This is a genomic window from Pseudonocardia alni (assembly GCF_002813375.1).
Lineage (GTDB): Bacteria > Actinomycetota > Actinomycetes > Mycobacteriales > Pseudonocardiaceae > Pseudonocardia > Pseudonocardia alni.
Genome location: NZ_PHUJ01000003.1, coordinates 2,930,530 through 2,956,292 on the forward strand (window position 1 = coordinate 2,930,530; position 25,763 = coordinate 2,956,292).

The following is a 25,763-nucleotide window of genomic DNA, read 5'->3' on the forward strand; positions in this document are numbered from 1 at the left end:
GTTACGCCCGCCGGTCCGCGGCGAACCGGGCGTACCAGCGCAGTGCGTCCGGATCGTCGACCGAGGCCAGGTTCGCGGCCCTCTCCAGCGGACGGCCCGCCATCAGCTTCTTGATCGGGACCTCCAGCCGCTTCCCGCTCAGCGTGTGCGGCACCGCGGGCGCCTCGACGATCTCATCCGGGACGTGCCGCGGCGTCAGCCGGGACCGCAGGGCGGACACGATCGTGGCCCGCAGGTCGTCGTCGAGGGTGTGACCCTGCGCGGGGACGACGAACAGGCCCAGCCAGTACTCGTCGTCGGGGAGATCGACGCCGACGACCAGCGCCTCGTCGATCTCCTCCATCGTGTCGAGGACGTCGTAGAAGTCGCCGCTGCCCAGCCGGACGCCCTGCCGGTTGAGCGTGGAGTCCGAGCGGCCGTGGATGGCGACGCTGCCGTCGGCGTGCAGGGTCACCCAGTCCCCGTGCCGCCACACGCCGGGCCAGGTGTCGAAGTAGGAGTCGGTGTAGCGCTCGGCGTCCGGGTCGTTCCACAGGTGCACCGGCATCGACGGCATCGGCTGGAGGACCACCAGGTCACCGACCTCGTCGACGACGGGGTTCCCGTCGTCGTCCCAGGCCGCGCAGTCGACGCCGGCCAGGCGACCGCCGATCCGCCCGGCCCGCACCGGCGAGTACTCGTTCGCGCCGACGAAGGAGCCGGAGACGTCGGTGCCGCCGCTGGTCGAGTCGATCCGCATGTCCGAGCGGACGTGGGAGTACAGCCAGTCGTAGCCGGCGGGCGGCAGCGCCGAGCCGCTGACCATGACGTGCCGCAGCCGGGACAGGTCGTGCTCGGTGCGCGGGGACACCCCGGTGTTCGCCGTCGCCGTGACGACCGCCGCCCCCATCAGGACGACGTCGGCGCCGGTCCGGGCCGCGACCTCCCAGACCGCACCCGGCGGGTGGCCGGGGCTGCCCTCGTAGAGCACGATGCTCGCGCCCTGGGTGAGCGCCCCGAGCTGCATGTTCCACAGCGCCCAGCCGGTGGAGGTGTAGGTGAACATGCGCTCGCCGGGCCGCAGGCCGCAGTACAGCCCGGACCACTTCAGGCCCTCGAGGGTGATGCCGCCGTGGCCGTGCACGAGACCCTTCGGCAGGCCGGTGGTGCCGGAGGTGAACAGCACCCACAGCGGGTGCGAGAACTCGACCTGCGCGAACTCCGGCTCGGCGTCGACGGCGAGCAGCTCGGCCCACGGCGTCGCGCCCTCCGGCACCGGCCGGTCGAACACGGAGGGGACGGCCACGACGTGGCGCACCGTCGGCAGCTCGGCCCGCAGCCGCGCGACGACGTCGGCGCGGTCGACCGCGTGGCCGTTCCAGTGGTAGCCGTCGGCGACGACGAGCACGGTCGGTTCGAGCTGGGCGAGCCGGCCGATGGTGCCCTCGGCACCGAAGTCCGGTGAGCAGCACGACCAGACCGCGCCGACCGCTGCCGCGGCCAGCAGCCCGATCACGGCGTGCTCGGTGTTGGGCAGGTAGGCGCAGACCCGGTCCCCGGGGCGCACCCCGGCCCGGCGCAGCCAGCCGGCGGCGGCCGCGACCGACCGGCGGAGCCCGCCACGGGTGATCTCCCGGGCGGGCGCCCCGCCCTCCTGCACGCACACCAGGGCGGGGTCGTCGTCGGCGCCGCGGCGCAGCGCGTGCTCGGCCCAGTTCAGCCGGGCCCCGGTGAACCACCGGGTGTGCGGCATGTCGTCCGCGGTGCGGACCTGTTCCCACGACGTCGAGAACGCGACGTCGTAGTAGTCGACGACCGAGCGCCAGAACCGGTCGACGTCGGCGACCGACCACGTGTGCAGGGCGTCGTGGTCGTCGAACGGACGGCCCTCCCGCTCGGCCAGCCAGTCCAGGTAGGCGCGCAGCGCGGACTGCTCGATGCGCTCCGCCGACGGGCTCCAGAGGACGTCGGTCATCGGTGTCTCCTCCGTGGGACGCGGTGCGGTGCCGCGGTCAGCCCACGGCGGGGTCGCCGAGGGACACCCGGCTCGGGGTGCTCAGGAGGCGAGCACCTTCGGCATGATGTCGTTCTTGATCCGCTTGAGGTCGTCGAGCGTCTTGGACACCGGGACGTCGGCGAACGGCGGCCAGATCAGCGGCATGGTCATGCCCGCCTCCTTGTACGCCTTGAGCCGGTCGGTGAGCTGCTTCTCGGTGCCCACCAGCAGGTTCGACGCGACACCGTTGACGGTCTGGTCGACCTCCTCGTCGGTGATGACCGTCCAGATCATCGAGCAGATCTCCAGGTCCTTGGCCCGCTTCGGGCTGCCGATCTCCTCGAACTGCTCGTCGATGGCGGTGATCCACTGGGCGAGGCGCTCGGGCGAGTCCTGGATGCCGATCCAGCCGTCGAGGTCGTACTTGGTGATCCGGCGCGCCGAGCGCAGCGGGTCCTTGAGGCCGCTCATGAAGATCGGCGGGCGCGGGTCCTGCAGCGGCTTGTGCCCGAAGCCGCAGGCGTCGAAGTCGGCGAACTCGCCGTGGAACTCGTAGTGGTCGGCGCCCTTGTCCCAGATGCCCTGCATGATCTCGATCGACTCGCGCACGTGCTTGTGGCGCCTCGGGAAGATGTCCGTGGCGCTCGCCGCGGCGAACTCCTCGGGCATCCAGCCGGAGCCGACGCCGACGTTGAGCCGGCCGCCGGCGAGGTGGTCGATGGTCGCCAGCTCCGCGGCGAGGACGCCGGGCGAGCGGAACGGCGTGTCGATGATGCTCATGCCGATGCGGACCTTGGTGGTCTTCGCGGCGAGCCACGGGATCAGCGGGTAGCCCTGGAACCACCGACCGCGCGAGGACACCGGCAGCCCGTTCGGCAGCCCGTCCATCATGCCGAAGGAGTACTGCAGCTCCTGCCGGTCGGACTTCTCGGGGACGACGATCCGGTCGAGCGTCCAGACCGAGTCGAAGTCGAGCTCCTCGGCGAGCGCGGTGAGGTCCTCCAGCTCCTTGACCGTGACGAGGTCGCGGAAGTTGGGGAGGTACAGAGCGAGCTTCATGTGATGCTGCCTCCTTGCGGCATGCCAGGGTCGCTAACGGGAGAGTATGACGCGGATCTCGTTCTTGAGAACCTTACCCACGGTCGAGCGCGGAAGATCGGCCCAGAGCTCGACCTGCTTGGGGGCCTTCACGGAGCCGATGCGCGCCTTGACGAACGCGACCAGTTCCTCGGTGTCGATCTCGGCACCGGGCTGGGGCTGGACCACCGCGGTGACCCGTTCGCCCCACTTCTCGTCGGGCAGCCCGACGACCGCGCAGTCCCGGACGGCGTCGTGCGCCATCAGGGCCTGCTCCACCTCGGCGGAGTACACGTTGAACCCACCGGAGATGACCATGTCCTTGGCCCGGTCGACGATGTGCAGGAACCCGTCGTCGTCGAGCAGGCCGATGTCGCCGGTGTGGTGCCAGCCGTGCGCCGACACCTCCGCGGTCGCCTCGGGGTTGCGGTGGTAGCCCGCCATCACCAGCGAACCGCGCACACAGATCTCGCCGCGCTCACCACGCGGGACCGGGTGGCCCTGCTGGTCCAGGATCGCGACGGTGACCAGCGGCGACGGCCGCCCGGCCGAGGCCAGCCGTTCGGTGGCGACGCTCCCGTCGGCGCGGCGGTGCTCGGCGGGCGACATCGTCGAGATCATCATGGGGGCCTCGGACTGGCCGAACAGCTGCGCCATCGGCCCGATCCGGTCCAGCGCCTCGGTCAGCCGGGCCACCGACATCGGGGCCGCGCCGTACCAGAAGCACTGCAGCGACGACAGGTCCGTCGCGTCGAGAGCCTCGTGGCCGAGGACCATGTAGATCAGCGTGGGCGGCAGGAACGTGTGCGTGACCCGGTGCGCCTCGATCAGCTCCAGGAACCGGCCGACGTCGGGCTTCGCCATGATCACGACCTCGCCGCCGCGAGCCATCACCGGGAAGCACAGGACGCCCGCGGCGTGGGTCAGGGGCGCCAGCGCGAGGTACACGGGCCGCTCGCCGAACGGATAGCTCATCAGCGTGATCGCCGACATCGTCTCGACGTTGCGGTCGGTCAGCAGCACACCCTTGGGACGCCCGGTGGTGCCGCCGGTGCCGACCAGCGCCACGATCTCGTCGGGCGGTGCCGCCTCGGCGGACGGGTCGTCGCGGGCGGCGTCGAGCCAGGCGTCGAAGGCCTCGGCACGACCGTCGGGGCCGGGGTCACCGAGACGCACGAGGGTGGTCAGCTGCGGGAGGTCCGGGGCGATCTCGGCGACCAGGCCGTCGAAGGAGGGCTGGTAGATCAGCGTGGTGCAGTCGAACAGGTCGAGCAGCTCGGCGGTCTCGCCCGCCGCGTTGCGCGGGTTGATCGGGCACCACACCGCGCCGGCGCGGGCGATGCCGAACACGCAGGAGAACGCGGTCGGGTCGTTCGCCGAGAGGATGCCGACCTTGTCCCCCGGCGCGACGCCGGAGCGGCGCAGCGCCCGCGCGACGGAGTGCGAGAGCTCGACGACGTCGCCGTAGGACAGCGTCGTGCCGTCGAGGGTCAGACAGGGGGCCGCGGGATCGAGGGAGGCGCCCTTGTCGAGGTAGAAGGTCAGCGACATCGCGGCTCCCCGGATCTGCACCGTTGCGGACAGCGACGACCGTGGCGGGAATCTGGACAGTTGTCAAGAATTCCTGCCCGACCGGGGTGGGGAACGCCGACGGCGGACGGCCCGGGAGTGGTCCCGGTCCGTCCGCCGTCGTGGTGCGGGGGGTGGTGCCTACGCCTGCCCGGTCAGTGCCCCGGCCAGCGGGCCCAGCGGCGGCGCCCACTCGCGGATCTCGGCGCGGGCCACGACGCCGGCCGTGGAGAACGGGTCCGCATCGACGATCGCCTGCACGGCGGCCCGGTCCTCGACGCGGAAGATCAGCAGGCCGCCCGGGGCCTCACCCGGGGCCCAGGCGCCGGCGACGAGCATCGTCCCGTCCTCGGCGAGGGGGCGCAGGTAGTCACGGTGGGCCGGACGCGTGGCGTCCCGGAGCTCCGTGTCGTCGGTGTAGGTGTAGATCAGTGCGAAAGTCGTGGCCACACCGCGATCCTCGCACGCGACGACGCCGACGGGCCACCGTCGGCGTCGCCGTCCGTCGTCACTTCGCCGCGAGGCGCTCCAGGCGACGGGTGGTGGGCCAGCGGACGTTCGTCGCCCAGCCCGCCTTCTCGAAACCGCGGATGACCACGGCGGAGATGTCGATCTGGCCCTTCTTCACGCCGTGCCGGGCGCAGGTCGGGTCGGCGTGGTGCAGGTTGTGCCAGGACTCGCCGCAGGACAGCAGGGCCAGCCACCAGACGTTGGCGGACCGGTCACGCGCCGCGAACGGGCGCTCGCCCCAGATGTGGCAGATCGAGTTGATCGACCAGGTGACGTGGTGCAGCACCGCGACGCGGACGAAGCCCGCCCAGAACAGCGCGGTCAGCGCACCCCACCAGGACATCGTGATCAGACCGCCGAGCAGTGCCGGGCCGAGCAGGCTCGCGACGACGATCAGCGGGAACGCCTTGTCGACTCGGGCGATGTCGCGGTCCTCCAGCAGGTCCGGGGCGAACCGCTTCATATTGGTCAGGTCGCGCTGGAACAGCCAGCCCAGGTGGGCGTGCCAGAAGCCCTTGACCAGGGCCATCGGGCCGGTGCCGTAGAGCCACGGCGAGTGCGGGTCGCCCTCCTTGTCGGAGAACGCGTGGTGCCGGCGGTGGTCGCCGACCCAGTCGAGCACGCTGCCCTGCAGCGACAGGCTGCCCGCGATCGCCAGCGCGATCCGCAGCGGGCGCTTCGCCTTGAACGCGCCGTGGGTGAAGTACCGGTGGAACCCGACCGTGACGCCGAGGCAGCTCACGTAGTAGAAGACGACAGCCAGCACGACGTCGGTCCAGCCGAGGAAGCCCACGCTCCAGGCGAGGGGGACGGCCGCGAGCAGCGCCAGGGTCGGCAGGACGACGAAGAGCCCCACCAGGAACATCTCCCCCTGCGGGCGCTTCCCGTCCAGGACGGGTGCGGGCCCGCTCTTCGTGGGAGCCGGCGCGGCGTCGAGTGTTGTCATGGCTCCACTACATCGGGTGACCGGCGCCGGCACAGTCCGGCTGGCCCCCCTGTGTGGGAGGGGGGATCTCCTCGGCTGGGCCGTTCGCTCGATCCCGTACCCCCGTGAGCAGAACCTGCGACGACGACGTGACCGTCCGCTCCCCGGTGAACAGCTCACCGGGGATCCCGCGATCGGGCGGGCGGCGTACGTCACCGCGATCCTCAGGGTTCGGTGAACACGTCGTCGATGAGCACGGTGACCTGGACGGGTTCGAGGTCCGTGAGGTGGCGGACCGTGGCGACCACGGCCCGTCGGACGTCGTCGGCGAGCTGGTGCAGCGGGCGTCCGAAGTCCGCGGCGAGGGTGATCTCCAGGGCCGTGCTCGCCCCGGCGACGCCTGCGGTGACCTCGGAGTCCGAGTCGCGGCGGCCGGACAGGTCACGGCTCAGGGCGACGCGGACACCGGGAACACCTTCGGCGGAGTGCCGCGCAGCGGCGACGACCACCCGCGCGGCGACGCGGGTGAGCCCGTCGGCAGTGCGGACGGTGGCGTAGTCGCTGTCGTCGATCGCGCTGCGGATGCGCGCGAGCGCCTCCTCCATCGGCCCCTCGGGCGCGATCACCTGCTCGGCGGCCAGGTCGCGCAGGGGTGACAACAGCCGGTCGTACTCCGCGAGAGCCGCCTGGCAGTGCACGCAGCCCTGCTGGTGCACGTCACGGTCGGCACCGCGGCCGTCGGCGACCTGGGTGAGCAGCGTGTCGACCGACCTGCCGCAGGTGAGGGTGTCCCGGTCCCGACGGTCGGTGTGGTCGGGCTGGTCGTGCTCGGTCATGCCCACTCCCGCATGGTGTCGGCGAGCCGGCGGCGGGCTCGGTACAGACGGCCGCGCAGGGTCGGTTCGGAGACGCCGAGGATGGCGGCGGCCTCGTCGTAGCCCAGCTGCTCGATGTCCACCAGCACGACGGGGGCCCGCTGTTCAGGTGGGAGACCGGTGACCGCCGCCAGCACCGCCGAGAGCCTGTTCCTGGCCATCACCTGGGCGTCGGCGCCCGGCGAACTGACGATGTCGGGATCGGTCAGGGGTGTGTCCTCACGGCGACGCCTGATCGTGCCCAGACAACGGTTCACCACGATGCGGTAGAGCCACGTGGTGAACAGGCTCGTGCCCGCGAATCCGGCCAGCGCCGTCCACAGCTGGATGACGACCTCCTGGGCTACGTCCTCGGCGTCGTCGGGGTTGCCGAGCATGCGCAGGGCGATCCGGTAGATGCGGTCGCGGTGTCGCCGTACGAGCGCCTCGTAGGCGTCGAGCGAACCCTCCTGGGCCTTGCCGACGAGCCAGTCGTCGGCCTGGTGGTCGAGCCGCTCGGGACGGGGCCCACGCCGCGCCGGGACGGGGCGGGGCCGGCTGTCGTGCGCCACGTGGCTCCGTACCTCCGGCGGGATGGTCGACGCCGACCTGTCGGCCTCGGGAACTCGTTGCTGCGGTGCCGAGTGCGCCGACGCCCCCGAGCCGTCGACAGGAGCGACGGACATGCGGACGATCGTTGCGTAGACACGAACATCCCGCCCGGCGGAGCAGTGCGCCCACGCGCGCAACGGGCGGGGGTCACCTGTAGTCCTCGACGGTGACGGTGATTCCCGCGTCGGGGATGACACCGCGGACAGCGGCTCTGACCTGGTCGGCGATCTCGGCGATCGGATGGGGGTAGCGACCGACGACGTGGACGTCGACATGCGTGGAGCGTCGAGCGTCCGCGCCCGTCCGACGGCCGGGGAAGGTGGCCGTCGACCTCGCCGCAGGGCCCGGGTGCGGGTTCCCTCCGGCAGCGCAGCTCAGCGCCCGGGTCGCGGCCGGGGCGAGGGCCGGCCCGGTGTGGACGTCACGCGATGCGGGCCGCTCCGCCGCCGAGGGTGTACACGCCGCGGACCTCGCGGGCCGCCGGACCTGCGATCTCGGCGACGACTGCCTCGGCGATCCGGGTACTGCCCCAGCCGGAGGACAGCGCGCCCGACACCGCCGGGCCCGGGGTCGTCGCCGTGGGGGTGTTCGGGGTGGTCATGTCCTGTCTCCCTTCGTGCCGCGGGCCCGGCCGCCTGGTGTGCCGGGGCCTCTGCGGCGGAGGAGGCCTCCGTTGCCGGAAGGTCTCGTTCCGTTCCACAGCCGTGGGACACGATCGGGACAGGATCCTCACGCGGCGGTGCTGTGATGTGAGCCATCGCCGAGCGGTCGGTCCTCGTGACCGGGGGAGACCGGTGCCGGCGAGAGTGGAGGGTCGTCCTGCCACCCGGCGTCTCGCGAATCGTCCGTAGCCCTGCGTCACGCTGTCGGCCGGCCGGCACGGCCTCGACCACGGGGAGCCGTGCGAGCGGTCCTGCCGGAGACGTTCCGGAGCGGACCGCTGATCGGACGTGGAGCCGGAGGTCGGGATCGAACCGACGACCTACCGCTTACAAGGCGGTTGCTCTACCACTGAGCTACACCGGCGGGCAGGCCCCAGCCTAACCCGCCCCTCCGTCGCAACCGCTCACCCCGCCCGGCCGTCGGACGGTGTGAGGTAGGCCGACGCCCCGACGCCGGTCGGCGGCCCGCCCCTAGCCTGGTGGGCGACGCCAGACCCGCACGACGGAATGGAGGGATCGTGGCCGAGGAGACGCCGCCGGCCGACCGGTTCGCACGGCGACTGCGCGGCGCGCTGCGGCGTGACGCGAAACGGCTGCTCACCCCGGGTCCGTCGACGGTGCCGATGCTCATGCTCGGCCCGCAGGTCCCCGACGACGCCCGTGTGCAGGAGGTCCTGGACCTCTGCATGCGGATCGGTGAGATCGAGCTGTCCTCCGGCGAATCGGTCGACGAGGTCACGGCGACGATGCTGCGGCTGGCCAACCTGGCGGGTCTGCCGGCGGTCGACGTGGACATCACGTTCACCTCGATCACGATGTGCTGCCACCGCGGCAACGCCGCCCAGCCGGTGACGACGATGCGGCTGGTCCGCTACCGCACGCTCGACCTGTCCCGCCTCGCCGAGACCGAGGCGATCATCCGCGACGTCGAGGCGGGTCGGCTCGACGTGCGGGCGGCGTCGTCGAAGGTCTCCGAGGTCGTGCGGCACCCGCACCCCTACCCCCGCTGGGTGGCGACGTTCGGCTGGGCCGCGCTGGCCGCGTCGATCGCCCTGCTGCTCGGTGGCGGCCCGCTGACCGCGACGACGGCGTTCGTCACCACCGCGATCATCGACCGGATCGGCCGGGTACTGGCCCGGCGCGGGGTCGCAGCGTTCTTCCAGCAGGTGGTCGGTGGCTTCCTCGTCACCGCCTCGACGGTCGCCCTGGTGCAGCTGGAGGTGTTCCCGCCGGGCACCCGGGCGTCCTACATCGTCGCCGCGGGCATCACGGTGCTGCTGTCCGGGCTGAGCGTGGTCTCCACCGTGCAGGACGCCCTGACCGGCTACTACCTGACCGCGGCCGCCCGCATGGTCGAGATCTCGTTGCTGTCGGCGGGGCTTCTGACCGGCGTCGTGCTCGGCCTGCAGCTCGGGCTCGCGATGGGGACCCAGATCGAGGTGTCCGGGGACCTGCCGTCGGGACCGGGCCAGTTCGGGCTCTCGCTGGTCGCCGGTGCGCTGGCGGCGGCGTTCTACGCGCTCGCCGGGTACGCACCGTTGCGGTCGTTGCCGATCGCCGGCGCGGTCGGCGCGTCGAGCTGGCTGGTCTACGGCCTGCTCACGCAGAACGCCGGGCTCGGCCAGGTGCCCGCGACCGGGGCCGCGGCGCTCGTCGTCGGCCTGGCGGCGGGCCTGCTGCGCCGGGGCACCCAGACCCCGCCGATGGTCGTCACCCTCGCCGGGGTCACCCCGCTGCTGCCCGGTCTGGCCGCCTACCGCGGCTTCTACCAGCTGGCGATCGAGGGGCCGTCCGAGGGATTGGTGACGATCACGATCGCGCTGGCCGTCGGTCTGGCGCTGGCCGCGGGCGTCGCCCTGGGGCAGTTCGTGGCCAGCCCGCGCCGCCGTCCCGAGGACCGGCCCGGCGGGGCCGAGAGCTCCCCCACCGGCGCCGCGGCCGTCGGCGCCCCGGTGCCCGACACCACGGCCGACGGGGCCGATCCGAAGTAGGGTCGCCACGGGGCGAGCGTCGAGGAGGGCATGTGTCCACAGGGGAACCGGTGACCGCAGCGGATCTGGTGGTGGTGGCCAACAGGCTCCCCGTGGACCTGGAGCGGCATCCGGACGGCAGCACCACCTGGCGTCGCAGCCCGGGCGGCCTGGTCACGGCGCTGGAGCCGACCCTGCGGGCCCGGGAGGGTGCCTGGGTCGGCTGGCCCGGCGTCCCCGACGCCGAGGTCGAGCCCTTCGCCGAGGACGGCCTGTCGCTGTTCCCGGTGATGCTGACCGCGCAGGAGGTCACCGACTACTACGAGGGCTTCTCCAACGGCACGCTCTGGCCGCTCTACCACGACGTCGTCGCACCGCCGCAGTTCCACCGGCACTGGTGGCGCGCCTACACCGCGGTGAACCAGCGCTTCGCCGAGGAGGTCGCGAAGGTCGCCGCCCAGGGCGCGACGGTCTGGGTGCAGGACTACCAGCTCCAGCTCGTCCCGGGGAAGCTGCGCGAGCTGCGCCCGGACCTGCGGATCGGCTTCTTCCTGCACATCCCGTTCCCGCCGGTCGAACTGTTCCGCCAGCTCCCGTGGCGGACCCGGATCATGGAGGGCCTGCTCGGCGCGGACCTCGTCGGTTTCCACACCGACGGCGGCGTCCGCAACTTCCACTGGCTCGCCCAGGAGCTCGCCGGGGCCTCCACCGACCGCGACCCGGAGGTGCTCCACCACGGCGGACGGCGGATCCGGCTCGGCGCGTTCCCGATCTCGATCGACTCGCACCGGCTCGACGAGCTGGCCCGGACCCCCGAGGTCGAGAAGCGTGCCGCCGAGATCCGGACGGAGCTCGGCAGCCCGGAGAAGATCGTGCTGGGTGTCGACCGGCTCGACTACACCAAGGGCATCGACGTCCGGCTCCGCGCGTTCCACGAGCTCCTCGAGGAGGAGCGGGTGTCCGTCGACGACGCGGTGATGATCCAGCTGGCGACGCCGTCGCGGGAGCGGGTCGAGCACTACCAGCAGATGCGCGCCGACATCGAGCAGGCCGTCGGCCGGATCAACGGCGAGTTCGCCCGCGTCGGGCACCCGGCGGTGCACTATCTGCACCGGTCGCTGCCGCGCGAGGAGCTCGCCGCGTTCTTCCTCGCCGCCGACGTCATGCTCGTGACCCCGCTGCGCGACGGCATGAACCTCGTCGCCAAGGAGTACGTCGCCTGCCGCCCCGACGACGGCGGCTGTCTCGTGCTGTCCGAGTTCGCCGGTGCCGCGATCGAGCTGACCAGCGCTCTGCTGGTCAACCCGCACGACACCGACGGCGTCAAGGAGGCGCTCTACGCGGCGCTGACCATGAACGCCGAGGAGGGGCGCAAACGGATGCGCACGCTGCGCCGCCAGGTCCTCGACCACGACGTCGACCGCTGGGCCACCGGGTTCCTGGAGGCGCTCGGCATCCGGGTCGAGCAGTGAGCCCCGACGCCGCCGTGGAGCAGCTCGCCGGCGTGGGGCGGCTGCTCGTCGCCCTCGACTTCGACGGCGTACTGGCCCCGCTGGTCGACGACCCGTCGACGTCGCGGCCGCTGCCCGCCTCGGCCGACGCCGTCCGGCGCCTCGCGGCGCACGACGCGACGACCGTCGTGATGCTGTCCGGCCGGGGCCGCGACGACCTCGCAACCGTCTCCGGGTTCGTCCCGCCGGTCGGGCTGGTGGGCAGCCACGGCGCCGAGTACGACGACGGGCTCGCCGCCCTGCTCGGGCGCGGCGGCCTGCTGACGCCTGCGCAGGAGCGCCGGCGGACCGCGCTGCTCGACGGCCTGCGCACCCTGGTCGACGGGACCCCCGGGGCGCGCCTGGAGACCAAGCCCGCGGGCGGAGCGGTGCACGTGCGCGGCATGGACCCGGCCGCCGGGGCGGCGCTGCTGGAGCGGGTCGACGCCGAGTGGGCCGGTGACGGCGTCGACGCCGTCGCGGGCAAGGACGTGCTGGACCTGGCCGTCGTCGAGACCACCAAGGGCTCCGCGGTGGAGGCGCTGCGGTCGGCCCTGCACGCGGACGCGGTGCTGTTCGCCGGGGACGACGTCACCGACGAGACCGCGTTCCGGGTGCTGGGCGACGGCGACGTCGGTATCAAGGTCGGCGACGGCGACACCGCGGCCCGCTTCCGGGTCGCCGACCCGCAGGAGATGGCCGGGGTCCTGGAGCGGCTGGCCGCGCTGCGCTGCGGGTCCTGACCAGGTCCCGACAGCTCAGTCGAGGTCGGCCAGCGCGGCCGGGGGCTCGCGGCACGGGTCGTCGGCGGCGGGCAGGTCGGAGGCGTTGCCGGGGATCCCGAGGCCCTCGGTGGCGGCGAGCCCGCCCATCTGGGTGTACCAGCGCGGGGCGCGCTCGCGGGCGTGCCAGTAGCCCTTCGCGCTGATCCAGCCGCGTTCGCCGGGGTCGGCGACACCGTTGCCGTTGGAGTCGCCGAGGAAGCGCATGCCGCCGCCGGGGGCGCGTTCGACGTGCAGCGGGGACGGCAGCAGCCCGATGAGCTGCGCGGACTCGTCCACGCTGAGCGAGCGGCTGGACTTGCCGAAGTAGTACCAGGAGGCGGCGCAGACGCCGTAGACGCGCGGCGCGAACTGCGCGACGTTGACGTAGATCTCCAGGATCCGGCGCTTGGACATGACGAGCTCCATCGTCTCCGCCGGCGGGATCTCCAGCGCCTTGCGCACCGGTTCCAGCGGCGGATAGCGCCCGGCCCACAGGAACAGGTTCTTCGACGTCTGCTGGGTGATGGTCGACCCGGACGGGTCGTCGGTGCCGTCCATGTACGCCTGCACGCGCGCCCACTGCATCCCGTAGTCGACGGCGAGGGTGCGCTCCGGGAACTGCTGGTCCTCCTGCCCCATCACCACGATCAGGAAGTTGCGCGACACGTGCTCGGCGTCGGTCCACTGCGCGACGGTCGGCCCGAAGTTCCACAGCCGGAACATCGTGTACGGCGGGTTGACCAGCGTGAACAGCAGCACCAGGACCAGCGGGACGGCCTGGGCGACCAGGGCCCAGCGCAGCAGCCTGCGCAGCCGGACCCGGGTCGACGGCGGCGGGGTCCCCGGGGGCCGCTGCGGCCGCAGCCCGCGCAGTCGTTCCCGCAGCGCCGCGACCTGCGGCCCGATCGGGCGACGCGGAGCGCGGGGCTCCTCGGGACGGGGCACGGGGGCCGCTCCGCGACGCGGCGGGGGGCCGGTCCGGCGGGCGCCGCGACGCGTGGGCAGTGGCCGCTGGGCCGGGTGGAGCACGTCCGGGCGGTCGGACGCCACGGGGCGCGGGATCGGGCGCAGGGCGTCCGGGGAATCGGACGGTGCGGGGCGCGGGGCCCGACGCAGGCCGTCGGGGCGGTCGGGCGGCGCGGAGGGCCGCGGGGCCGGCGGGGGTGGCACGGCGCGGGCCGGCCGCCCGCCCGCCGGCGGACGTCCGGGAGGCGGGGGCGGCCCGACACGTGGCGGCCCGGCCCCGGGACGCGGCGCGGGAGGCGGCATCGGGGGGCGCCGCCCGGCGGGGCCCGGGGGCGGTGGTGGCGGACGGCGACGTGGGTCGCGCTCGTCGTTCAGCGCAACCTCCCCCTCGCCCCGGTCCGGCCACCCGGACGGGCGACCCGAACCCGACGATACCGACGGGGCGGGAGGAACCGTGGCCGGTACGGGTCAGCGCGGCGGACCGCAGGCCGGGTCGACGGCGTCGAGCACCTCGACCTCGTCGCCGACGGCGATCTCCGCGCCCGGGGCGTCCGGGATCAGGTTGACCCCGAACCACACCTTGCCGTCGAACCGCCGGTGCCGGGCCAGGGTGGCCATCGGCTCGCGGCCCGTGACGGCCGTGTCCGGGTCGACGGTGGTGAGCACGCAGCGGGCGCAGCCCTTGGCCACCCGGAACTCCGCGGCGCCGATCCGGATGCGCCGCCAGCCGTCCTCGGCCCAGGCCGGTGCGCCGTCGACGAAGGCGTTCGGCCGGAACCGGGTCATCGGCAGCGGCGCCTCGGCCGCGTCCGGGCCGGCGGCGACCAGCGCGTCCAGCGCGTGCAGCGAGGCCGTGGAGGCGAGCAGCAGCGGGTAGCCGTCGGCGTAGGAGACGCGGTCCTCGTCGTGGGAGAAGTCGGGGTCGGGACGGCGTCGGGCCGGGTCGTCGAGGTGGATCAGTCGCACCGGGTCGCCGAGCAGCTCGGAGAACCAGGCGTCGGCCGCCGGGCCGGCCGGGACGCCGGCGGTGTCCCAGCGGTGCACGCGGACCGGCACCGGCTCGCCGTCGGGCACGGGGACGGTGAACGGCGGCAGCCCCGGTCCGGTCAGGCGGAGCCCGTCGTCGGCGGGGGTGGGCGCGACGAGCACGAGCCGCGGGTGGGTGCGCGCGGTGACCACGGCGCCGTCGTCGCGGACCAGCATCCAGCGCCGGTCCCCGGCGAGACCGGCCCGTTCGACGACCGAGCGGGCGACGTCCGCGCCCCGGCAGGACTTGACCGGGTAGCGGCGCAGCCCGGTCAGGCTCACCATCCGGAGAAGAACTCCCCGGACTGGCGCAGCCCGCGGGTGGTCGCCCCGACGATCAGCTCCGTCGGGAGGTTGACGTGCTCGGGGACGTGGCGGTCGCCGCGTTCGAGCAGCAGCCGTCCGGCCTCGAGGCCCTTCTCCCGGAACGGCTGGCGGACCGTGGTCAGGCCGACGCGCTCGGCCTCGGGCACGCCGTCGAACCCGGCGACCGAGAGGTCCTCGGGCACCCGCAGGCCGCGGTCGCGGGCCTCGCGCAGCGCGCCGAGGGCGAGGATGTCGGAGGTGCACACCAGCGCGGTGATCCCGGGGTGGGAGTCCAGCAGGGTGGCGGCGCCGTCCGCGCCGGCGTCGAGGGAGTGCTCGAACCGCTCGATGACCGGGACGTCGGCCCAGTCGACACCGGCCTCGGCGAGCGCCGCGCGCAGCCCGGCGAGGCGCTCCCGCTGCACGGCGTAGGAGCTGCCCTCCTGCCGGGCGACGTCGGCCCTGCCGTCGTGCCGGTGCGAGGACAGGCGCATGCAGAGCACACCGACGCGGCGGTGGCCGAGCTCGACGAGGTGCCGCCCGAGCGCGAGGGTCCCGGCGCGGTCGTCGACGCCGACGCGGTCCACCCCGGTGATCCCGGTGGGCTGGTCGCAGACGACCGTCGGCACCGGGCGCTGCAGGACGGCCCGGAAGTGCGGGTCGTCCTCACTGACCGAGTAGACGACGAAGCCGTCGACCCCGGCCTGGTAGACGGAGTCGACGTCGGAGTGCTCGGGGCTGACCGGGATCAGCAGCAGGCCGGTGCCCGCCTTCTCACAGGCCAGCGCGAGCCCCTCCAGGAAGCCGGTGGCGCCCGGGTCGCGGAAGGCGTAGCTGAGCGCCTCGGTGAGCAGCAGGCCCACCGCTCCGGCGCGCCGGGTGCGCAGCGAGCGGGCGACCGGGTCCGGGCCCGGGTAGCCGAGCCGCCGGGCCGCCTCCAGGACACGCTCGCGCAGCGGCGCGGACAGCTGGTCGGGGCGGTTGTAGGCGTTCGACACGGTCGTCCGGGAGACCCCGAGTTCGGCGGCCAGCGACGCGAGCGTCGCCGGACGCCGCGGGTGCTGGGGGCCGGTCATTCCCCGAACGGTAGCGGCGCGGTCACGCACGTGAAAGTCCGCCCCGACCGGCCACGACGGGATCACACGCCGCGCGCGTTCCCGGCTCTCCGTACAGCGGTAGAGTGAATCTGAGAATGATTTCCAATAAATGTATGCCGATATGTTGATGGGAGTTCCGTCCGTGTCCCGATCCCCGCTCCGCCCGGCCGCGCTCGTGGCCGGGCTGGCCGCACTCGCCCTGGGTCTGACCGCCTGCGGCTCCGGCCAGGTCGACGCCCCCACCAGCGCCGACACCCCGCAGGTGAAGATCGTCACCTCCACCGACGCCTGGGGCGCGGTCGCCCGCGCCGTGGGCGGCAACTACGCCAGGGTCGAGTCGATCATCAGCTCCCCCGACGTCGATCCGCACGGCTACGAGCCGACCCCGCAGAACGCGGCGACCGTCGGCGAGGCCCAGCTGCTGGTCATGAACGGCGGCGGCTACGACGCGTTCATGACCGATCTCGTCGCCGCGTCCGGCAACACGGCACCGCTGGTCGACGCCGTCGAGGTCTCCGGCATCGAGGGGGCCCAGGAGGCCCCCGCCGACGACCACGGCCACGACCACGACGCCGGGGCCACCCCCGAGCCCGCAGGCGAGGCGGACCACGAGCACGAGCACGGCTCGTTCAACGAGCACGTCTGGTACGACCCGGCCGCGGTCGGCCGCGTCGCCGAGCAGCTCGCCGACCAGCTCGGCCGCATCGACCCGAGCGCCGCGGAGTACTTCCGCACCAACGCGCAGACCCTCGAGGGCGGCGTCGCCCAGCTGACGTCGAAGGCCACCGAGATCGGCCGCGCGCACCCGGGGGCACGGGTCGCCGTCACCGAGCCGGTGCCCGCCTACCTGCTGCAGGCCGCCGGGGTCGCGAACGCGACCCCGCAGGAGTTCTCCTCGGCGGTCGAGGAGGGCACCGACCCGCCGGCCGCCGTCGTCGCGCAGATGCTGGGGCTGTTCACCGCGCAGCCGCCGGTCGACGCGCTGATCCTCAACAGCCAGACGACCTCGCCGACCACCGACCAGGTCCGCGACGCCGCCCAGAAGGGAGGCGTCCCGGTGGTCCAGATGTCGGAGACGCTGCCCGCGGGCACCACCGACTGGGTGCAGTGGATGAACGCCAACCTGGACGAGCTCTCCGCGGCGCTGAACCGCTGACATGGGTTCTTCGCACCAGTCCGCGCTGTCGCTGCGCGGGGCGGGCCTCCGGTTCGGGGCCCGGACCCTGTGGTCCGGCCTCGACCTGGACGTCGCACCCGGCGAGTTCGTCGCCGTCCTCGGCCCGAACGGCTCCGGCAAGACGACGCTGATGCGCGTCCTGCTGGGGCTGCTCCCGCTCTCCGACGGCACCGTGACCGTCGGCGGGCACACCCCGCGGCGCGGCAGCCCGGAGATCGGCTACGTCCCGCAGCAGCAGCCGCTCGACCCGGACCTGCCGCTGCGCGGGCGCGACCTCGTCGGCCTCGGGCTCGACGGGCACCGCTTCGGTCTCGGCCTGGGCCGGCGACGCGAGCGGCGCGAGCGCGTCGACCGCGCGCTCGCCCAGGTCGGCGGCACCGGGTACGCCGACGCCCCCGTCGGGCGGCTGTCCGGCGGCGAGCAGCAGCGGCTGCGGGTCGCGCAGGCACTCGTCGGGGACCCGGCGGTGCTGCTGTGCGACGAACCCCTGCTCAGCCTGGACCTGTCCCACCAGCGGATCGTGACCCGACTGATCGACGAGCGCCGCCGCGCCGCGGGCACCGCGGTGCTGTTCGTGACCCACGAGATCAACCCGGTGCTGCCGCTGGTGGACCGGGTCCTCTACCTCGTGGACGGCCGGTTCTCGATCGGCACCACCGACGAGGTCATGACCTCGGAGACGCTGTCGCGGCTCTACCGCACCGACGTCGACGTGCTGCGGGTCCGCGACCGGCTGGTCGTCGTCGGGGCCGAGGACTCCCCGGTCACCCGGGACGAGCACGCCGAGCACGGCGTCGCGGTCGGGGGTGGCGCGTGACCGAGTTCCTGGCCCGGATCCTCGACCTGTCCGGCACCGGCACGCTGCTGGGCTACCCGTTCGTCCGCAACGCGCTCATCGCCTGCGCGGTGCTCGGGCTGGTCGCCGGGCTGCTCGCCCCGCTGGTCGTCAGCCGCGGGATGGCCTTCGCCGTGCACGGCACCGCCGAGCTGGCCTTCACCGGGGCCGCAGCCGGGCTGCTGCTCGGCGTCGCCGTCGGGGTGGGGGCGGTGGTGGGCGCCGTCGTCGCCGCAGTGATCTTCGGTGTGCTGGGCCTGCGCCAACGCGAGCGGGACTCCGCGATCGGTGTGGTGATGGCGTTCGGGCTCGGCCTGGGCGTGCTGTTCCTGGCCCTCTACGACGGCCGCTCCTCCAACCGGTTCGGCCTGCTGACCGGCTCCATCGTGTCGGTCGACCAGCAGAACCTGTGGGTGCTGGGGGTCGTCGCCGTCGTCGTGCTCGCGACCCTGGCGCTGCTCTACCGGCCGCTGCTGTTCGCCAGCACCGACCCCGACGTCGCGCTGGCGCGCGGTGTGCCCGTCCGCGCGCTGACCCTGGTGTTCGGCGTGCTGATCGGTCTGGTGACGGCGCTGGCCGTGCCGATCGTCGGGGCGATCCTGGTGCTGTCGGTGCTGATCGTGCCCGGCGCCGCGGCGAACCGGGTCACCGCGAACCCGCTGCTGGCGACCGTCCTCGCGATCGTCATCGCGGAGGTCGCGCTGGTCGGCGGGACGATCCTGTCGCTGGCGCCGGGGCTGCCGATCTCGGCCTACGTGGCGACCATCGGGTTCGTCGCCTACCTGCTCTGCCGGCTGGTGGGCCGGCTGCGCGGCCGGGGCCCGGTCCGCGCCTGACCCCCGGGTCCGCCGGCGGTGATCCGCTGTCCGCGCGGTGATCCGCCCGTCGCGTGCGTCCGGACGCGCGCGGGGAGCGGATCACCGCGCGTCGCGGCGATCACGCGTCGGGTCAGCGGCCGACGCGACGGCGGCGGGCCACCTCGGCCAGAACGACGCCGGTGGCGACCGAGGCGTTCAGGGACTCCACGCGACCGGCCAGGGGGATCGAGACGGTCACGTCGCAGGTCTCGCGGACCAGCCGGGACAGGCCCTTCCCCTCCGACCCGGTGACGATCACCAGCGGCCCGGAGGCCAGGTCGAAGTCGTCGAGGGAGACGTCGCCGTCGGCGGCCAGACCGGCGACCATCAGCCCTGCGGAGGCGTACTCCTGCAGGGTGCGGGTCAGGTTCGTCGCGCGCGCGACCGGGACCCGGGCCGCGGTGCCCGCCGAGGTCCGCCAGGCCACCGCGGTCATGCCCGCGGCGCGCCGCTGCGGCACGACGACGCCGTGCCCGCCGAACGCCCCCACCGACCGGACGACCGCACCCAGGTTGCGCGGGTCGGTCACCCCGTCCAGGGCGACGGCCAGTGCCGGGCGCCCGGAGTGCGACGCGGCCTCCAGCACCTCGTCGGGGTGGGCGTAGGCGTACGGCGGCACCTGCAGGGCGAGGCCCTGGTGCAGCGCTCCCCCGCTGATCCGGTCGAGATCGTTGCGCGGCACCTCCAGGATGGAGATGCCCCGCTCCGCGGCCAGCGCGACGGCCTCGGTGACGCGGTCGTCGGCGGACATGCCGGTGGCCACCTGCAGCGCCGTCGCCGGTACGCCGGCCCGCAGGCACTCGACGACCGGGTTGCGGCCGAGCACGGTCTCCGGGGTCTCCCCGTCACCGCGACGGCCCGCGACCGGGCGTCGGCGCTGCTGCTGGTCCTGGGCGGCGCGGCGCGCGGCCGCCCTCGCCTTCGGGTGGCCGGGTCGCATCTCGCCGGGCGGGGTCGGGCCCTTGCCCTTCAGTGCGCGCCGGGGCTGGCCGCCGGATCCGACGACCATGCCCTTCTTGGTGCCTTCCTTACGGATCGCACCGCGGCGCTTGGAATTGCCTGCCATGAGTTCTACGAGTCCTAGTTGTCTTTGAGAGTCCAGGTGGAGCCGTCGGCGCCGTCCTCGACGGCGATCCCGGCGGCGAGCAGCTCGTCGCGGAGCCGGTCCGCGGTGGCGAAGTCGCGCTCGGCGCGCGCGGCCCGGCGGCGCTCGAGCATCGTCTCCACCAGGGTGCCCAGTGCCTGCCGGGCGGCGTCGCCCGACTCCTCGGCCACGCCGCCGGCTGCCAGCGGGTCCAGGCCGAGCACCTCGGTCGTCGCACGGACCGCGGACGCGGCCCGCAGCGCGCCGGTGACGTCCCCGGCGTCGAGGGCGGTGTTGCCCTCGCGCACCAGGGTGTGCACGGTGCCGAGCGCGAGCGGGGTGCCCAGGTCGTCGTCGAGTGCGGCGGTGAACGCGCCGGGCAGCTCCGCCGCGACCTCGGGCAGGCCGTGCCGCTCGCGCACCCGGTGCACGAACGACTCGATCCGCCGGTACGCGGCGACGGCCTCGTCCAGCGCGGCGTCGGAGTACTCGATCGCCGACCGGTAGTGCGGGCCGACCAGGTAGTAGCGCAGCTCGGCCGGGCGGACCCGCTCGAGCAGGTTCTCGATCGCCAGGGTGTTCCCCAGCGACTTCGACATCTTCTCCCCGCCCATGGTCACCCAGGCGTTGTGCAGCCAGAACCGGGCGAACCCGTCCCCGGCCGCGTGACTCTGGGCGCGCTCGTTCTCGTGGTGCGGGAACACCAGGTCCAGGCCGCCGCCGTGGATGTCGAACTCCGGGCCGAGGTAGGCGGTCGCCATCGCCGAGCACTCCAGGTGCCAGCCGGGACGCCCGTTCCCCCAGGGGGTGGGCCAGCTGGGCTCGCCGGGCTTGGCGGCCTTCCACAGCGTGAAGTCCAGGGCGTCGCGCTTGGCGCCGCCCTCGCCCTCACCCTGGTGGACGTCGTCGACGCGCTGACCGGACAGCGCGCCGTAGTCGGGCAGGGTGCGCACGGCGAAGTACACGTCTCCGCCCGCGGCGTAGGCGTGGCCGCGCTCGATCAGCCGCTCGATCAGCTCGACCATCTGCGTGATGTGCCCGGTCGCCCGGGGCTCCACCGACGGCGGCAGGCAGCCCAGCGCGTCGTACGCGGCGGTGAAGGCCCGCTCGTGCGTGGCCGCCCACTCCCACCACGGACGGCCCGCGGCCTGCGCCTTGCGCAGGATCTTGTCGTCGATGTCGGTGACGTTGCGGACCAGCGTGACGTCGTACCCGGACCGGGCCAGCCAGCGGCGCAGCACGTCGTAGTTCAGGCCCGAGCGGACGTGGCCGATGTGCGGCAGGCCCTGCACCGTCGCCCCACAGACGTACATCGACACTGCTCCGGCCCGCAGCGGCGTGAACGCACGCTGCTCCCTGGTCGCTGAGTCGAGAAGTCTGAGGCTCACGTCACCAGGGTACGGGCCTCCGATTCGTCCACTACACGCGCGGTGGGGCTGCGGCAAGGTGTCCGGCATGGCTGTTCAGCGGATGTACCCGCGGCTGGTCGTGCACGACGCCGACGCCGCGATCGACTTCTACCGCGCCGTGTTCGGCGCGGAGCTCGTGGAGCGCTACACCGGCGGCTCCGGCGCCGTGGTGCACGCCCTGCTGCGGGCCGGCGGCGCGGAGTGGGCCGTCAAGGACGGCGACGACGTCGACCCCCCGCCGTCGGGGCCCGGCGGGGTGATCCTGGCCCTGGAGGTCGACGACCCGGACGCGGTCGCCACGGCGATGGTGGAGCACGGCGGCCGGGTGCTGTTCCCGGTGACCGACCACGACTACGGGCAGCGCGGCGGCCGGCTCACCGACCCGTTCGGCCACGCCTGGATGGTGGCGGCCCACGCCGACGACCTCACCCCGGAGCAGATCCAGGAACGGACCGGGCGTCTCTAGCCCGCGGGCAGCAACAGCGCCGTCGCGACGGAGGCGCGGCCCTCGCCGCGCCCGGTCAGCCCCAGCCCGTCGGTCGTCGTACCGGACACCGACACCGGGCCGCCCACCACCTCCGAGAGCACCCGTTCGGCCTCGGCCCGGCGCTTCCCGATCTTCGGGTCGTTCCCGATCACCTGGACGGCGGCGTTGCCGACGGTCCAGCCGTCGCGGGTGAGCAGGCGGCGGACCTCGGCGAGCAGGGTCGCCCCGCTCGCACCCGTCCACTCCGGACGGCCGGTGCCGAACACCGCGCCCAGGTCGCCCAGCCCCGCCGCGGACAGCAGGGCGTCGCACAGCGCGTGTGCGGCGACGTCGCCGTCGGAGTGCCCGGCGCAGCCGTCGGCCCCGGGCCACAGCAGACCCGCGACCCAGCAGTCGCGGCCCGGCTCGACCGGGTGCACGTCGGTACCGATCCCGACCCTCATGCGTGTTCCTCGTGCTCGGTGACGCGGCCCGCCCCGGCGAGCAGCAGTTCGGCGATGCGCAGGTCCCACGCGGTGGTGATCTTGAACGCGCGCGGGTCCCCGGCGACGGTGGTGACCGGGTCGCCGAGCGCCTCGACCAGCCCGGCGTCGTCAGTACGGGGGTCGGGTGTTCCCGCGTGGGCGCGGCGCAGGTCGGCCGCGCGGAACCCCTGCGGCGTCTGCACCGCACGCAGCTCGGAGCGGTCCACGGTGGACACGACGGTCCCGGCGCCGTCGACCCGTTTGACCGTGTCGGCCACAGGGAGCACCGGGATCACCGCGGGCGCGCCCGCGCGCACGGCGTCGACCACCCGGCGGACGACGTCGGGTGGGGTGAGCGGGCGCGCGGCGTCGTGCACCAGCACGACCTCGGCGTCCGTCCCGGTCGCAGCGAGACCCGCCGCGACGGAGGCGGTGCGGTCGGCACCACCGGCGACGACGGTCGCCGGGCGTCCGGGCAGGATGGCGGCGGCGGCGTCCACCTGGTCCGCGGGGACGACGACCACCACGTGCCCGACGACGTCGGACGCGAGAAGGCCGTCGACCGCGCGTACCAGCATGGGAACCCCGGCCAGTCCGACGAACGCCTTGGGCGCACCTGCACCCAGACGCACCCCGGAACCGGCTGCGGGAAGCACCGCGACGACACCCGCCCCGGAGGACGGTCCGTGCACGCCGGTCAGGCGTTCGCGGTGGCGAGCACCTCGTCGAGCAGGACCTCGGCCCGCTCCTCGTCGGTGCCCTCGGCCAGCGCGAGCTCGCTGACCAGTATCTGCCTCGCCTTGGCCAGCATCCGCTTCTCACCGGCGGACAGGCCCCGGTCCTTCTCCCGCCGCCAGAGGTCGCGGACGACCTCGGCGACCTTGTTCACGTCACCGGACGTGAGCTTCTCCCAGTTCGCCTTGTACCGGCGCGACCAGTTCGTGGGCTCCTCGGTGTGCGGCGCGCGCAACACCTCGAAGACCCGATCCAGCCCCTCCTGGCCCACGACGTCACGCACACCGACCACCTCGACGTTGTCGGCGGGGATGCGCACCGTCAGATCGCCCTGCTGGACCTTCAGGACGAGGTACTGCACTTCCTCGCCCTTGATCGTCCGGGTCTCGATCGCCTCGATGAGCGCGGCACCGTGGTGCGGGTAGACGACGGTCTCTCCGACCTTGAAAACCATGTGTCCTCTGGCCCCTTTCGCTGAGTCCAGATTAACACGTCGCCCGGGCGGGACGGTGACCGGCTTTCACCGTCGTCGCAGGTCAGGGGGTTGACAACAGCGGAGGAACGTGTTCCCCGCGGGCGTGGCGCCCATCCGGACCGGCCCGGCCGCGTGCCGGTCGCCGCCGCGTCACGTCCCGGACCACCGGGTCTGCCGCCCCACCGTCCGGCGGGGACGCGGTCGTCACACCCGGGTGCCCGACCGCGCAACGCGCCGGAGCGCGCGACTAGGCTGCCTCCCGACAGACCCAGCATGTGCGCCGGGGGCACTTCGGGGCACCGGCAAGGAAGGACACGACGACCGTGAGCCGCACCCGCCGTCCCGCCCGGACCCTGGCCGGGGTCGCCGGCGCCGTCGCCCTGACCGGCCTGCTGATCAGCGGCTGTGGAGCCGGGCAGATCGCGCAGACCGCAGAGCAGGTCGCCGCCGTCAACGGCGCCAACGCCACGGTCGGCTCGGTCGACCTGCGTGACGTCCAGGTCGCCTACCCGACCACGCCCGCGGGCCCGGACGCGCTCTACCGCCAGGGCGGCGCCGCACCGCTCGTCGCCACCCTGGTCAACACCGGCTCGGTCGCCGACCGTCTGGTGTCGGTCACCTCGCCGGCCGCCGCGTCGGTGCAGATCCAGGGCGACGCGACCATGCCGCAGGACATCGCGCTGGTCTCGCCGGGCAACCTGCAGCTGACCCCGACCAACGCCAAGCGCGTGCAGCTCGTCGCCGAGGGCCTGACCCGTCCGGTCCCGGCCGGCGCGCAGGTCCCGATGACGTTCGTGTTCGAGAAGGCCGGCTCGGTGACCCTCACCGTCCCGACCGGCGTGCCGACCGTCGAGGGTTCCCCGGGGCACGCCCCGGAGCGCGCGTCGTTCGCCGACGGCGAGGAGGGCGCCAACGGCGCCGAGACCGGCGTCAACTCCGAGACCGGCGGTCAGGCCGAGGCCCCGTCGGTGGACCAGCCGAACCCGGTCCCGGCCGGTGAGGGCGCCGAGGTCGCGCCCGGCAACGAGGGCAGCGGCGCCGGTGGCGCCGCCGGCAACTGACCCCCCGGTCCCGCGCCGCCCGCTCGGGCGGCTACCGCTGCACCGAGTGCGACCACCGCACGGCGCAGTGGGTGGGGCGCTGTCCGGGCTGCCAGGCCTGGGGGTCGCTCGAGCAGGTCGAGCCGGTGCGCACCGGCGGGGGCGGCCGGACCGTCGTCGCCGGGGCGCCCAGCACCCCGGCCCGGCGGATCGCCGAGGTGGAGCTGGACTCCGCCCGGGCCCGGCCGACCGGCGTCGACGAGCTGGACCGGGTCCTCGGTGGCGGGCTCGTCCCGGGCGCGGTGGTGCTGCTGGCCGGTGAGCCGGGCGTCGGCAAGTCCACGCTGCTCCTGGAGGTCGCCGCACAGGCCGCGGCCCGGTCCCGGGTCCTCTACGTCTCCGGTGAGGAGTCCGCGGGCCAGGTCCGGTTGCGGGCCGAGCGCACCGGCGGCGTCCACGACGAGCTCTACCTCGCCGCCGAGTCCGACCTCGAGTCGGTGCTCGGCCATGTCGACGCGCTGCGGCCGTCGCTGCTGGTGGTGGACTCGATCCAGACCATGTCCACCGCCTCGGTCGACGGCAGCCCCGGCGGGGTGACCCAGACCCGCGCCGTCACCGTGGGGCTGACCGCGCTGGCGAAGGAACGCGGCCTGGCCGTGCTGCTCGTCGGCCACGTCACCAAGGACGGCGGCATCGCGGGCCCGCGGGTGCTGGAGCACCTGGTCGACGTGGTGCTGCACTTCGAGGGCGACAAGCACTCGGCGCTGCGGATGGTCCGCGGGGTGAAGAACCGGTTCGGTCCGGCCGACGAGGTCGGCTGCTTCGAGCTGCGCGACTCCGGCATCGTCGGTCTCGCCGACCCCTCGGGGCTGTTCCTCGGCCGGTTCGGCCAAGGCGCCGACACGGTGCAGCCGGGGACCGCGGTGACCGTCGTGATGGACGGGCGACGGCCACTGCTGGCCGAGGTGCAGGCGCTCGTCGCAGGGGCGAACATCCCGAGCCCGCGCCGTGCGGTGACCGGGCTGGACTCGTCGCGGGTGCCGATGCTGCTCGCCGTCGTCGAACGGCGGGGCGGGCTCAAGCTGCACGACGCCGAGGTCTACACCGCCACCGTCGGCGGGATGCGGATCACCGAGCCCGCGGCCGACCTCGCCATCGCGCTGGCGGTCGTCTCGGCGAAGCGGGACGCGGCGCTGCCCGCGGACCTCGTCGTGCTGGGCGAGCTCGGGCTGGCCGGCGAGCTGCGCCGGGTGCACGGGGTCGACCGGCGCCTCGCGGAGGCCGCACGGCTGGGCTTCACCCGGGCGATCGTCCCCACCGGGGCCGAGGTCGGGCGGACCGGGATGCAGATCACCGAGGCGTCGTCGCTGCGCGAGATCATGGCCCGCATCCGCTGA

At 73.9% G+C, this 25,763-nt stretch carries 25 protein-coding genes and 1 tRNA gene; 9 read left to right on the forward strand and 17 right to left on the reverse strand.

Annotated elements, in window-relative coordinates; genetic code table 11:
- Position 1 precedes the first annotated feature (1 nt).
- From ATL51_RS14525 to ATL51_RS14565, 9 genes are all read right to left on the reverse strand, one after another.
- A complete protein-coding gene (locus ATL51_RS14525) occupies positions 2 to 1,954 on the reverse strand; it encodes an acetoacetate--CoA ligase (RefSeq protein WP_100878891.1) in 1,953 nt (650 codons plus the stop codon).
- Positions 1,955 to 2,035: 81 nt separating this feature from the next.
- Positions 2,036 to 3,034, reverse strand: a complete 999-nt coding sequence (locus ATL51_RS14530) for an LLM class flavin-dependent oxidoreductase (RefSeq protein WP_073576727.1) — start codon at positions 3,032 to 3,034, stop codon at positions 2,036 to 2,038.
- A gap of 33 nt (positions 3,035 to 3,067) precedes the next feature.
- Positions 3,068 to 4,603, reverse strand: a complete 1,536-nt coding sequence (locus ATL51_RS14535) for an acyl-CoA synthetase (RefSeq protein ID WP_100880715.1) — start codon at positions 4,601 to 4,603, stop codon at positions 3,068 to 3,070.
- Between the two features lie 159 nt (positions 4,604 to 4,762).
- Entirely contained in the window at positions 4,763 to 5,071 is a 309-nt protein-coding gene (locus ATL51_RS14540) for a YciI family protein (RefSeq protein WP_073576920.1), read from the reverse strand.
- A 58-nt stretch (positions 5,072 to 5,129) separates the two neighbouring features.
- A complete protein-coding gene (locus tag ATL51_RS14545; RefSeq protein WP_100878892.1) occupies positions 5,130 to 6,077 on the reverse strand; it encodes an acyl-CoA desaturase in 948 nt (315 codons plus the stop codon).
- Positions 6,078 to 6,280: 203 nt separating this feature from the next.
- A complete protein-coding gene (locus ATL51_RS14550) occupies positions 6,281 to 6,892 on the reverse strand; it encodes an Asp23/Gls24 family envelope stress response protein (protein ID WP_157818363.1) in 612 nt (203 codons plus the stop codon).
- Positions 6,889 to 7,596 (reverse strand): RNA polymerase sigma factor, encoded by a 708-nt coding sequence (locus ATL51_RS14555; protein WP_100878894.1) that lies wholly within the window; start codon positions 7,594 to 7,596, stop codon positions 6,889 to 6,891. Before ATL51_RS14555 ends, ATL51_RS14550 begins: the two co-directional genes overlap by 4 nt.
- A gap of 347 nt (positions 7,597 to 7,943) precedes the next feature.
- Positions 7,944 to 8,123, reverse strand: a complete 180-nt coding sequence (locus tag ATL51_RS14560) for an Asp23/Gls24 family envelope stress response protein (RefSeq protein WP_322789683.1) — start codon at positions 8,121 to 8,123, stop codon at positions 7,944 to 7,946.
- Positions 8,124 to 8,473: 350 nt separating this feature from the next.
- Positions 8,474 to 8,548: transfer RNA gene (locus ATL51_RS14565), tRNA-Thr, on the reverse strand.
- A 154-nt stretch (positions 8,549 to 8,702) separates the two neighbouring features.
- Here ATL51_RS14565 and ATL51_RS14570 point away from each other — a divergent pair.
- Genes ATL51_RS14570 through otsB form a run of 3 tightly spaced genes read left to right on the forward strand, consistent with a single transcriptional unit; the run spans position 8,703 to position 12,387 of the window.
- Positions 8,703 to 10,175, forward strand: a complete 1,473-nt coding sequence (locus tag ATL51_RS14570) for a threonine/serine exporter family protein (RefSeq protein WP_100878895.1) — start codon at positions 8,703 to 8,705, stop codon at positions 10,173 to 10,175.
- Positions 10,176 to 10,207: 32 nt separating this feature from the next.
- On the forward strand, positions 10,208 to 11,626 hold the full coding sequence (locus tag ATL51_RS14575; RefSeq protein ID WP_100878896.1) for an alpha,alpha-trehalose-phosphate synthase (UDP-forming): 1,419 nt from the start codon (positions 10,208 to 10,210) through the stop codon (positions 11,624 to 11,626).
- Positions 11,623 to 12,387, forward strand: a complete 765-nt coding sequence (gene otsB / locus ATL51_RS14580) for a trehalose-phosphatase (protein ID WP_100878897.1) — start codon at positions 11,623 to 11,625, stop codon at positions 12,385 to 12,387. Before ATL51_RS14575 ends, otsB begins: the two co-directional genes overlap by 4 nt.
- Positions 12,388 to 12,402: 15 nt before the next feature.
- On the opposite strand, the gene ATL51_RS14585 is transcribed toward otsB, so the two are convergent.
- The 3 genes from ATL51_RS14585 to ATL51_RS14595 form a co-directional block, all read right to left on the reverse strand.
- Positions 12,403 to 13,353 carry a transglycosylase domain-containing protein gene (locus tag ATL51_RS14585; RefSeq protein ID WP_208622987.1) on the reverse strand — a complete coding sequence of 317 codons (951 nt, stop codon included), beginning with the start codon at positions 13,351 to 13,353 and terminating at the stop codon, positions 12,403 to 12,405.
- 489 nt (positions 13,354 to 13,842) lie between these two features.
- Positions 13,843 to 14,685 carry an MOSC domain-containing protein gene (locus ATL51_RS14590; protein ID WP_100878898.1) on the reverse strand — a complete coding sequence of 281 codons (843 nt, stop codon included), beginning with the start codon at positions 14,683 to 14,685 and terminating at the stop codon, positions 13,843 to 13,845.
- Entirely contained in the window at positions 14,679 to 15,782 is a 1,104-nt protein-coding gene (locus ATL51_RS14595; RefSeq protein WP_100878899.1) for a LacI family DNA-binding transcriptional regulator, read from the reverse strand. The genes ATL51_RS14590 and ATL51_RS14595 overlap by 7 nt, the downstream gene beginning before the upstream one ends.
- Positions 15,783 to 15,945: 163 nt before the next feature.
- On the opposite strand from ATL51_RS14595, the gene ATL51_RS14600 reads away from it, so the two are divergent.
- The 3 genes from ATL51_RS14600 to ATL51_RS14610 are packed head-to-tail and all read left to right on the forward strand — an operon-like array spanning position 15,946 to position 18,651.
- A complete protein-coding gene (locus tag ATL51_RS14600; protein ID WP_301549029.1) occupies positions 15,946 to 16,959 on the forward strand; it encodes a metal ABC transporter solute-binding protein, Zn/Mn family in 1,014 nt (337 codons plus the stop codon).
- Between the two features lies 1 nt (position 16,960).
- Entirely contained in the window at positions 16,961 to 17,797 is an 837-nt protein-coding gene (locus ATL51_RS14605; RefSeq protein WP_100878901.1) for a metal ABC transporter ATP-binding protein, read from the forward strand.
- Positions 17,798 to 17,805: 8 nt separating this feature from the next.
- Positions 17,806 to 18,651: a metal ABC transporter permease gene (locus ATL51_RS14610; protein WP_073576922.1), complete on the forward strand. Its 846-nt coding sequence runs from the start codon at positions 17,806 to 17,808 to the stop codon at positions 18,649 to 18,651.
- Between the two features lie 112 nt (positions 18,652 to 18,763).
- Here ATL51_RS14610 and rlmB read toward each other — a convergent pair whose 3' ends face one another.
- The gene (gene rlmB / locus ATL51_RS14615; protein WP_062398410.1) at positions 18,764 to 19,738 is read right to left on the reverse strand and encodes a 23S rRNA (guanosine(2251)-2'-O)-methyltransferase RlmB; all 975 of its coding nucleotides are present in this window, start codon (positions 19,736 to 19,738) and stop codon (positions 18,764 to 18,766) included.
- A gap of 14 nt (positions 19,739 to 19,752) precedes the next feature.
- Positions 19,753 to 21,144, reverse strand: coding sequence for a cysteine--tRNA ligase (gene cysS, locus ATL51_RS14620; protein ID WP_100878902.1), 1,392 nt, complete (start codon positions 21,142 to 21,144; stop codon positions 19,753 to 19,755).
- Positions 21,145 to 21,211: 67 nt separating this feature from the next.
- On the opposite strand from cysS, the gene ATL51_RS14625 reads away from it, so the two are divergent.
- Entirely contained in the window at positions 21,212 to 21,631 is a 420-nt protein-coding gene (locus ATL51_RS14625) for a VOC family protein (RefSeq protein WP_301549030.1), read from the forward strand.
- On the opposite strand, the gene ispF is transcribed toward ATL51_RS14625, so the two are convergent.
- From ispF to ATL51_RS14640, 3 genes are read right to left on the reverse strand one after another with little or no spacing between them, the layout of a single operon-like run.
- Complete coding sequence (ispF, locus tag ATL51_RS14630; RefSeq protein ID WP_073576742.1) at positions 21,628 to 22,095, reverse strand: 2-C-methyl-D-erythritol 2,4-cyclodiphosphate synthase; 468 nt, start codon at positions 22,093 to 22,095, stop codon at positions 21,628 to 21,630. The two genes, ATL51_RS14625 and ispF, sit on opposite strands and share 4 nt — an antisense overlap.
- Positions 22,092 to 22,808: a 2-C-methyl-D-erythritol 4-phosphate cytidylyltransferase gene (gene ispD, locus ATL51_RS14635; RefSeq protein WP_100878903.1), complete on the reverse strand. Its 717-nt coding sequence runs from the start codon at positions 22,806 to 22,808 to the stop codon at positions 22,092 to 22,094. Before ispD ends, ispF begins: the two co-directional genes overlap by 4 nt.
- Before the next feature lie 5 nt (positions 22,809 to 22,813).
- Positions 22,814 to 23,305, reverse strand: coding sequence for a CarD family transcriptional regulator (locus ATL51_RS14640; protein ID WP_020625956.1), 492 nt, complete (start codon positions 23,303 to 23,305; stop codon positions 22,814 to 22,816).
- Between the two features lie 344 nt (positions 23,306 to 23,649).
- On the opposite strand from ATL51_RS14640, the gene ATL51_RS14645 reads away from it, so the two are divergent.
- Together ATL51_RS14645 and radA are read left to right on the forward strand one after the other, a co-directional pair.
- Positions 23,650 to 24,387: a copper chaperone PCu(A)C gene (locus ATL51_RS14645; protein ID WP_157818364.1), complete on the forward strand. Its 738-nt coding sequence runs from the start codon at positions 23,650 to 23,652 to the stop codon at positions 24,385 to 24,387.
- Complete coding sequence (gene radA, locus ATL51_RS14650) at positions 24,384 to 25,763, forward strand: DNA repair protein RadA (RefSeq protein WP_073576745.1); 1,380 nt, start codon at positions 24,384 to 24,386, stop codon at positions 25,761 to 25,763. The genes ATL51_RS14645 and radA overlap by 4 nt, the downstream gene beginning before the upstream one ends.

Coding starts and splice junctions, on each gene's coding strand:
- ATL51_RS14525 (WP_100878891.1), bottom strand. CDS start 1,954: ATGACCGACGTCCTCTGGAGCCCGTCGGCGGAGCGCATCGAGCAGTCC.
- ATL51_RS14530 (WP_073576727.1), bottom strand. CDS start 3,034: ATGAAGCTCGCTCTGTACCTCCCCAACTTCCGCGACCTCGTCACGGTC.
- ATL51_RS14535 (WP_100880715.1), bottom strand. CDS start 4,603: ATGTCGCTGACCTTCTACCTCGACAAGGGCGCCTCCCTCGATCCCGCG.
- ATL51_RS14545 (WP_100878892.1), bottom strand. CDS start 6,077: ATGACAACACTCGACGCCGCGCCGGCTCCCACGAAGAGCGGGCCCGCA.
- ATL51_RS14550 (WP_157818363.1), bottom strand. CDS start 6,892: ATGACCGAGCACGACCAGCCCGACCACACCGACCGTCGGGACCGGGAC.
- ATL51_RS14555 (WP_100878894.1), bottom strand. CDS start 7,596: ATGTCCGTCGCTCCTGTCGACGGCTCGGGGGCGTCGGCGCACTCGGCA.
- ATL51_RS14560 (WP_322789683.1), bottom strand. CDS start 8,123: ATGACCACCCCGAACACCCCCACGGCGACGACCCCGGGCCCGGCGGTG.
- ATL51_RS14590 (WP_100878898.1), bottom strand. CDS start 14,685: ATGGTGAGCCTGACCGGGCTGCGCCGCTACCCGGTCAAGTCCTGCCGG.
- ATL51_RS14595 (WP_100878899.1), bottom strand. CDS start 15,782: ATGACCGGCCCCCAGCACCCGCGGCGTCCGGCGACGCTCGCGTCGCTG.
- ATL51_RS14605 (WP_100878901.1), top strand. CDS start 16,961: ATGGGTTCTTCGCACCAGTCCGCGCTGTCGCTGCGCGGGGCGGGCCTC.
- rlmB (WP_062398410.1), bottom strand. CDS start 19,738: ATGGCAGGCAATTCCAAGCGCCGCGGTGCGATCCGTAAGGAAGGCACC.
- ATL51_RS14625 (WP_301549030.1), top strand. CDS start 21,212: ATGGCTGTTCAGCGGATGTACCCGCGGCTGGTCGTGCACGACGCCGAC.
- ispF (WP_073576742.1), bottom strand. CDS start 22,095: ATGAGGGTCGGGATCGGTACCGACGTGCACCCGGTCGAGCCGGGCCGC.
- ATL51_RS14640 (WP_020625956.1), bottom strand. CDS start 23,305: ATGGTTTTCAAGGTCGGAGAGACCGTCGTCTACCCGCACCACGGTGCC.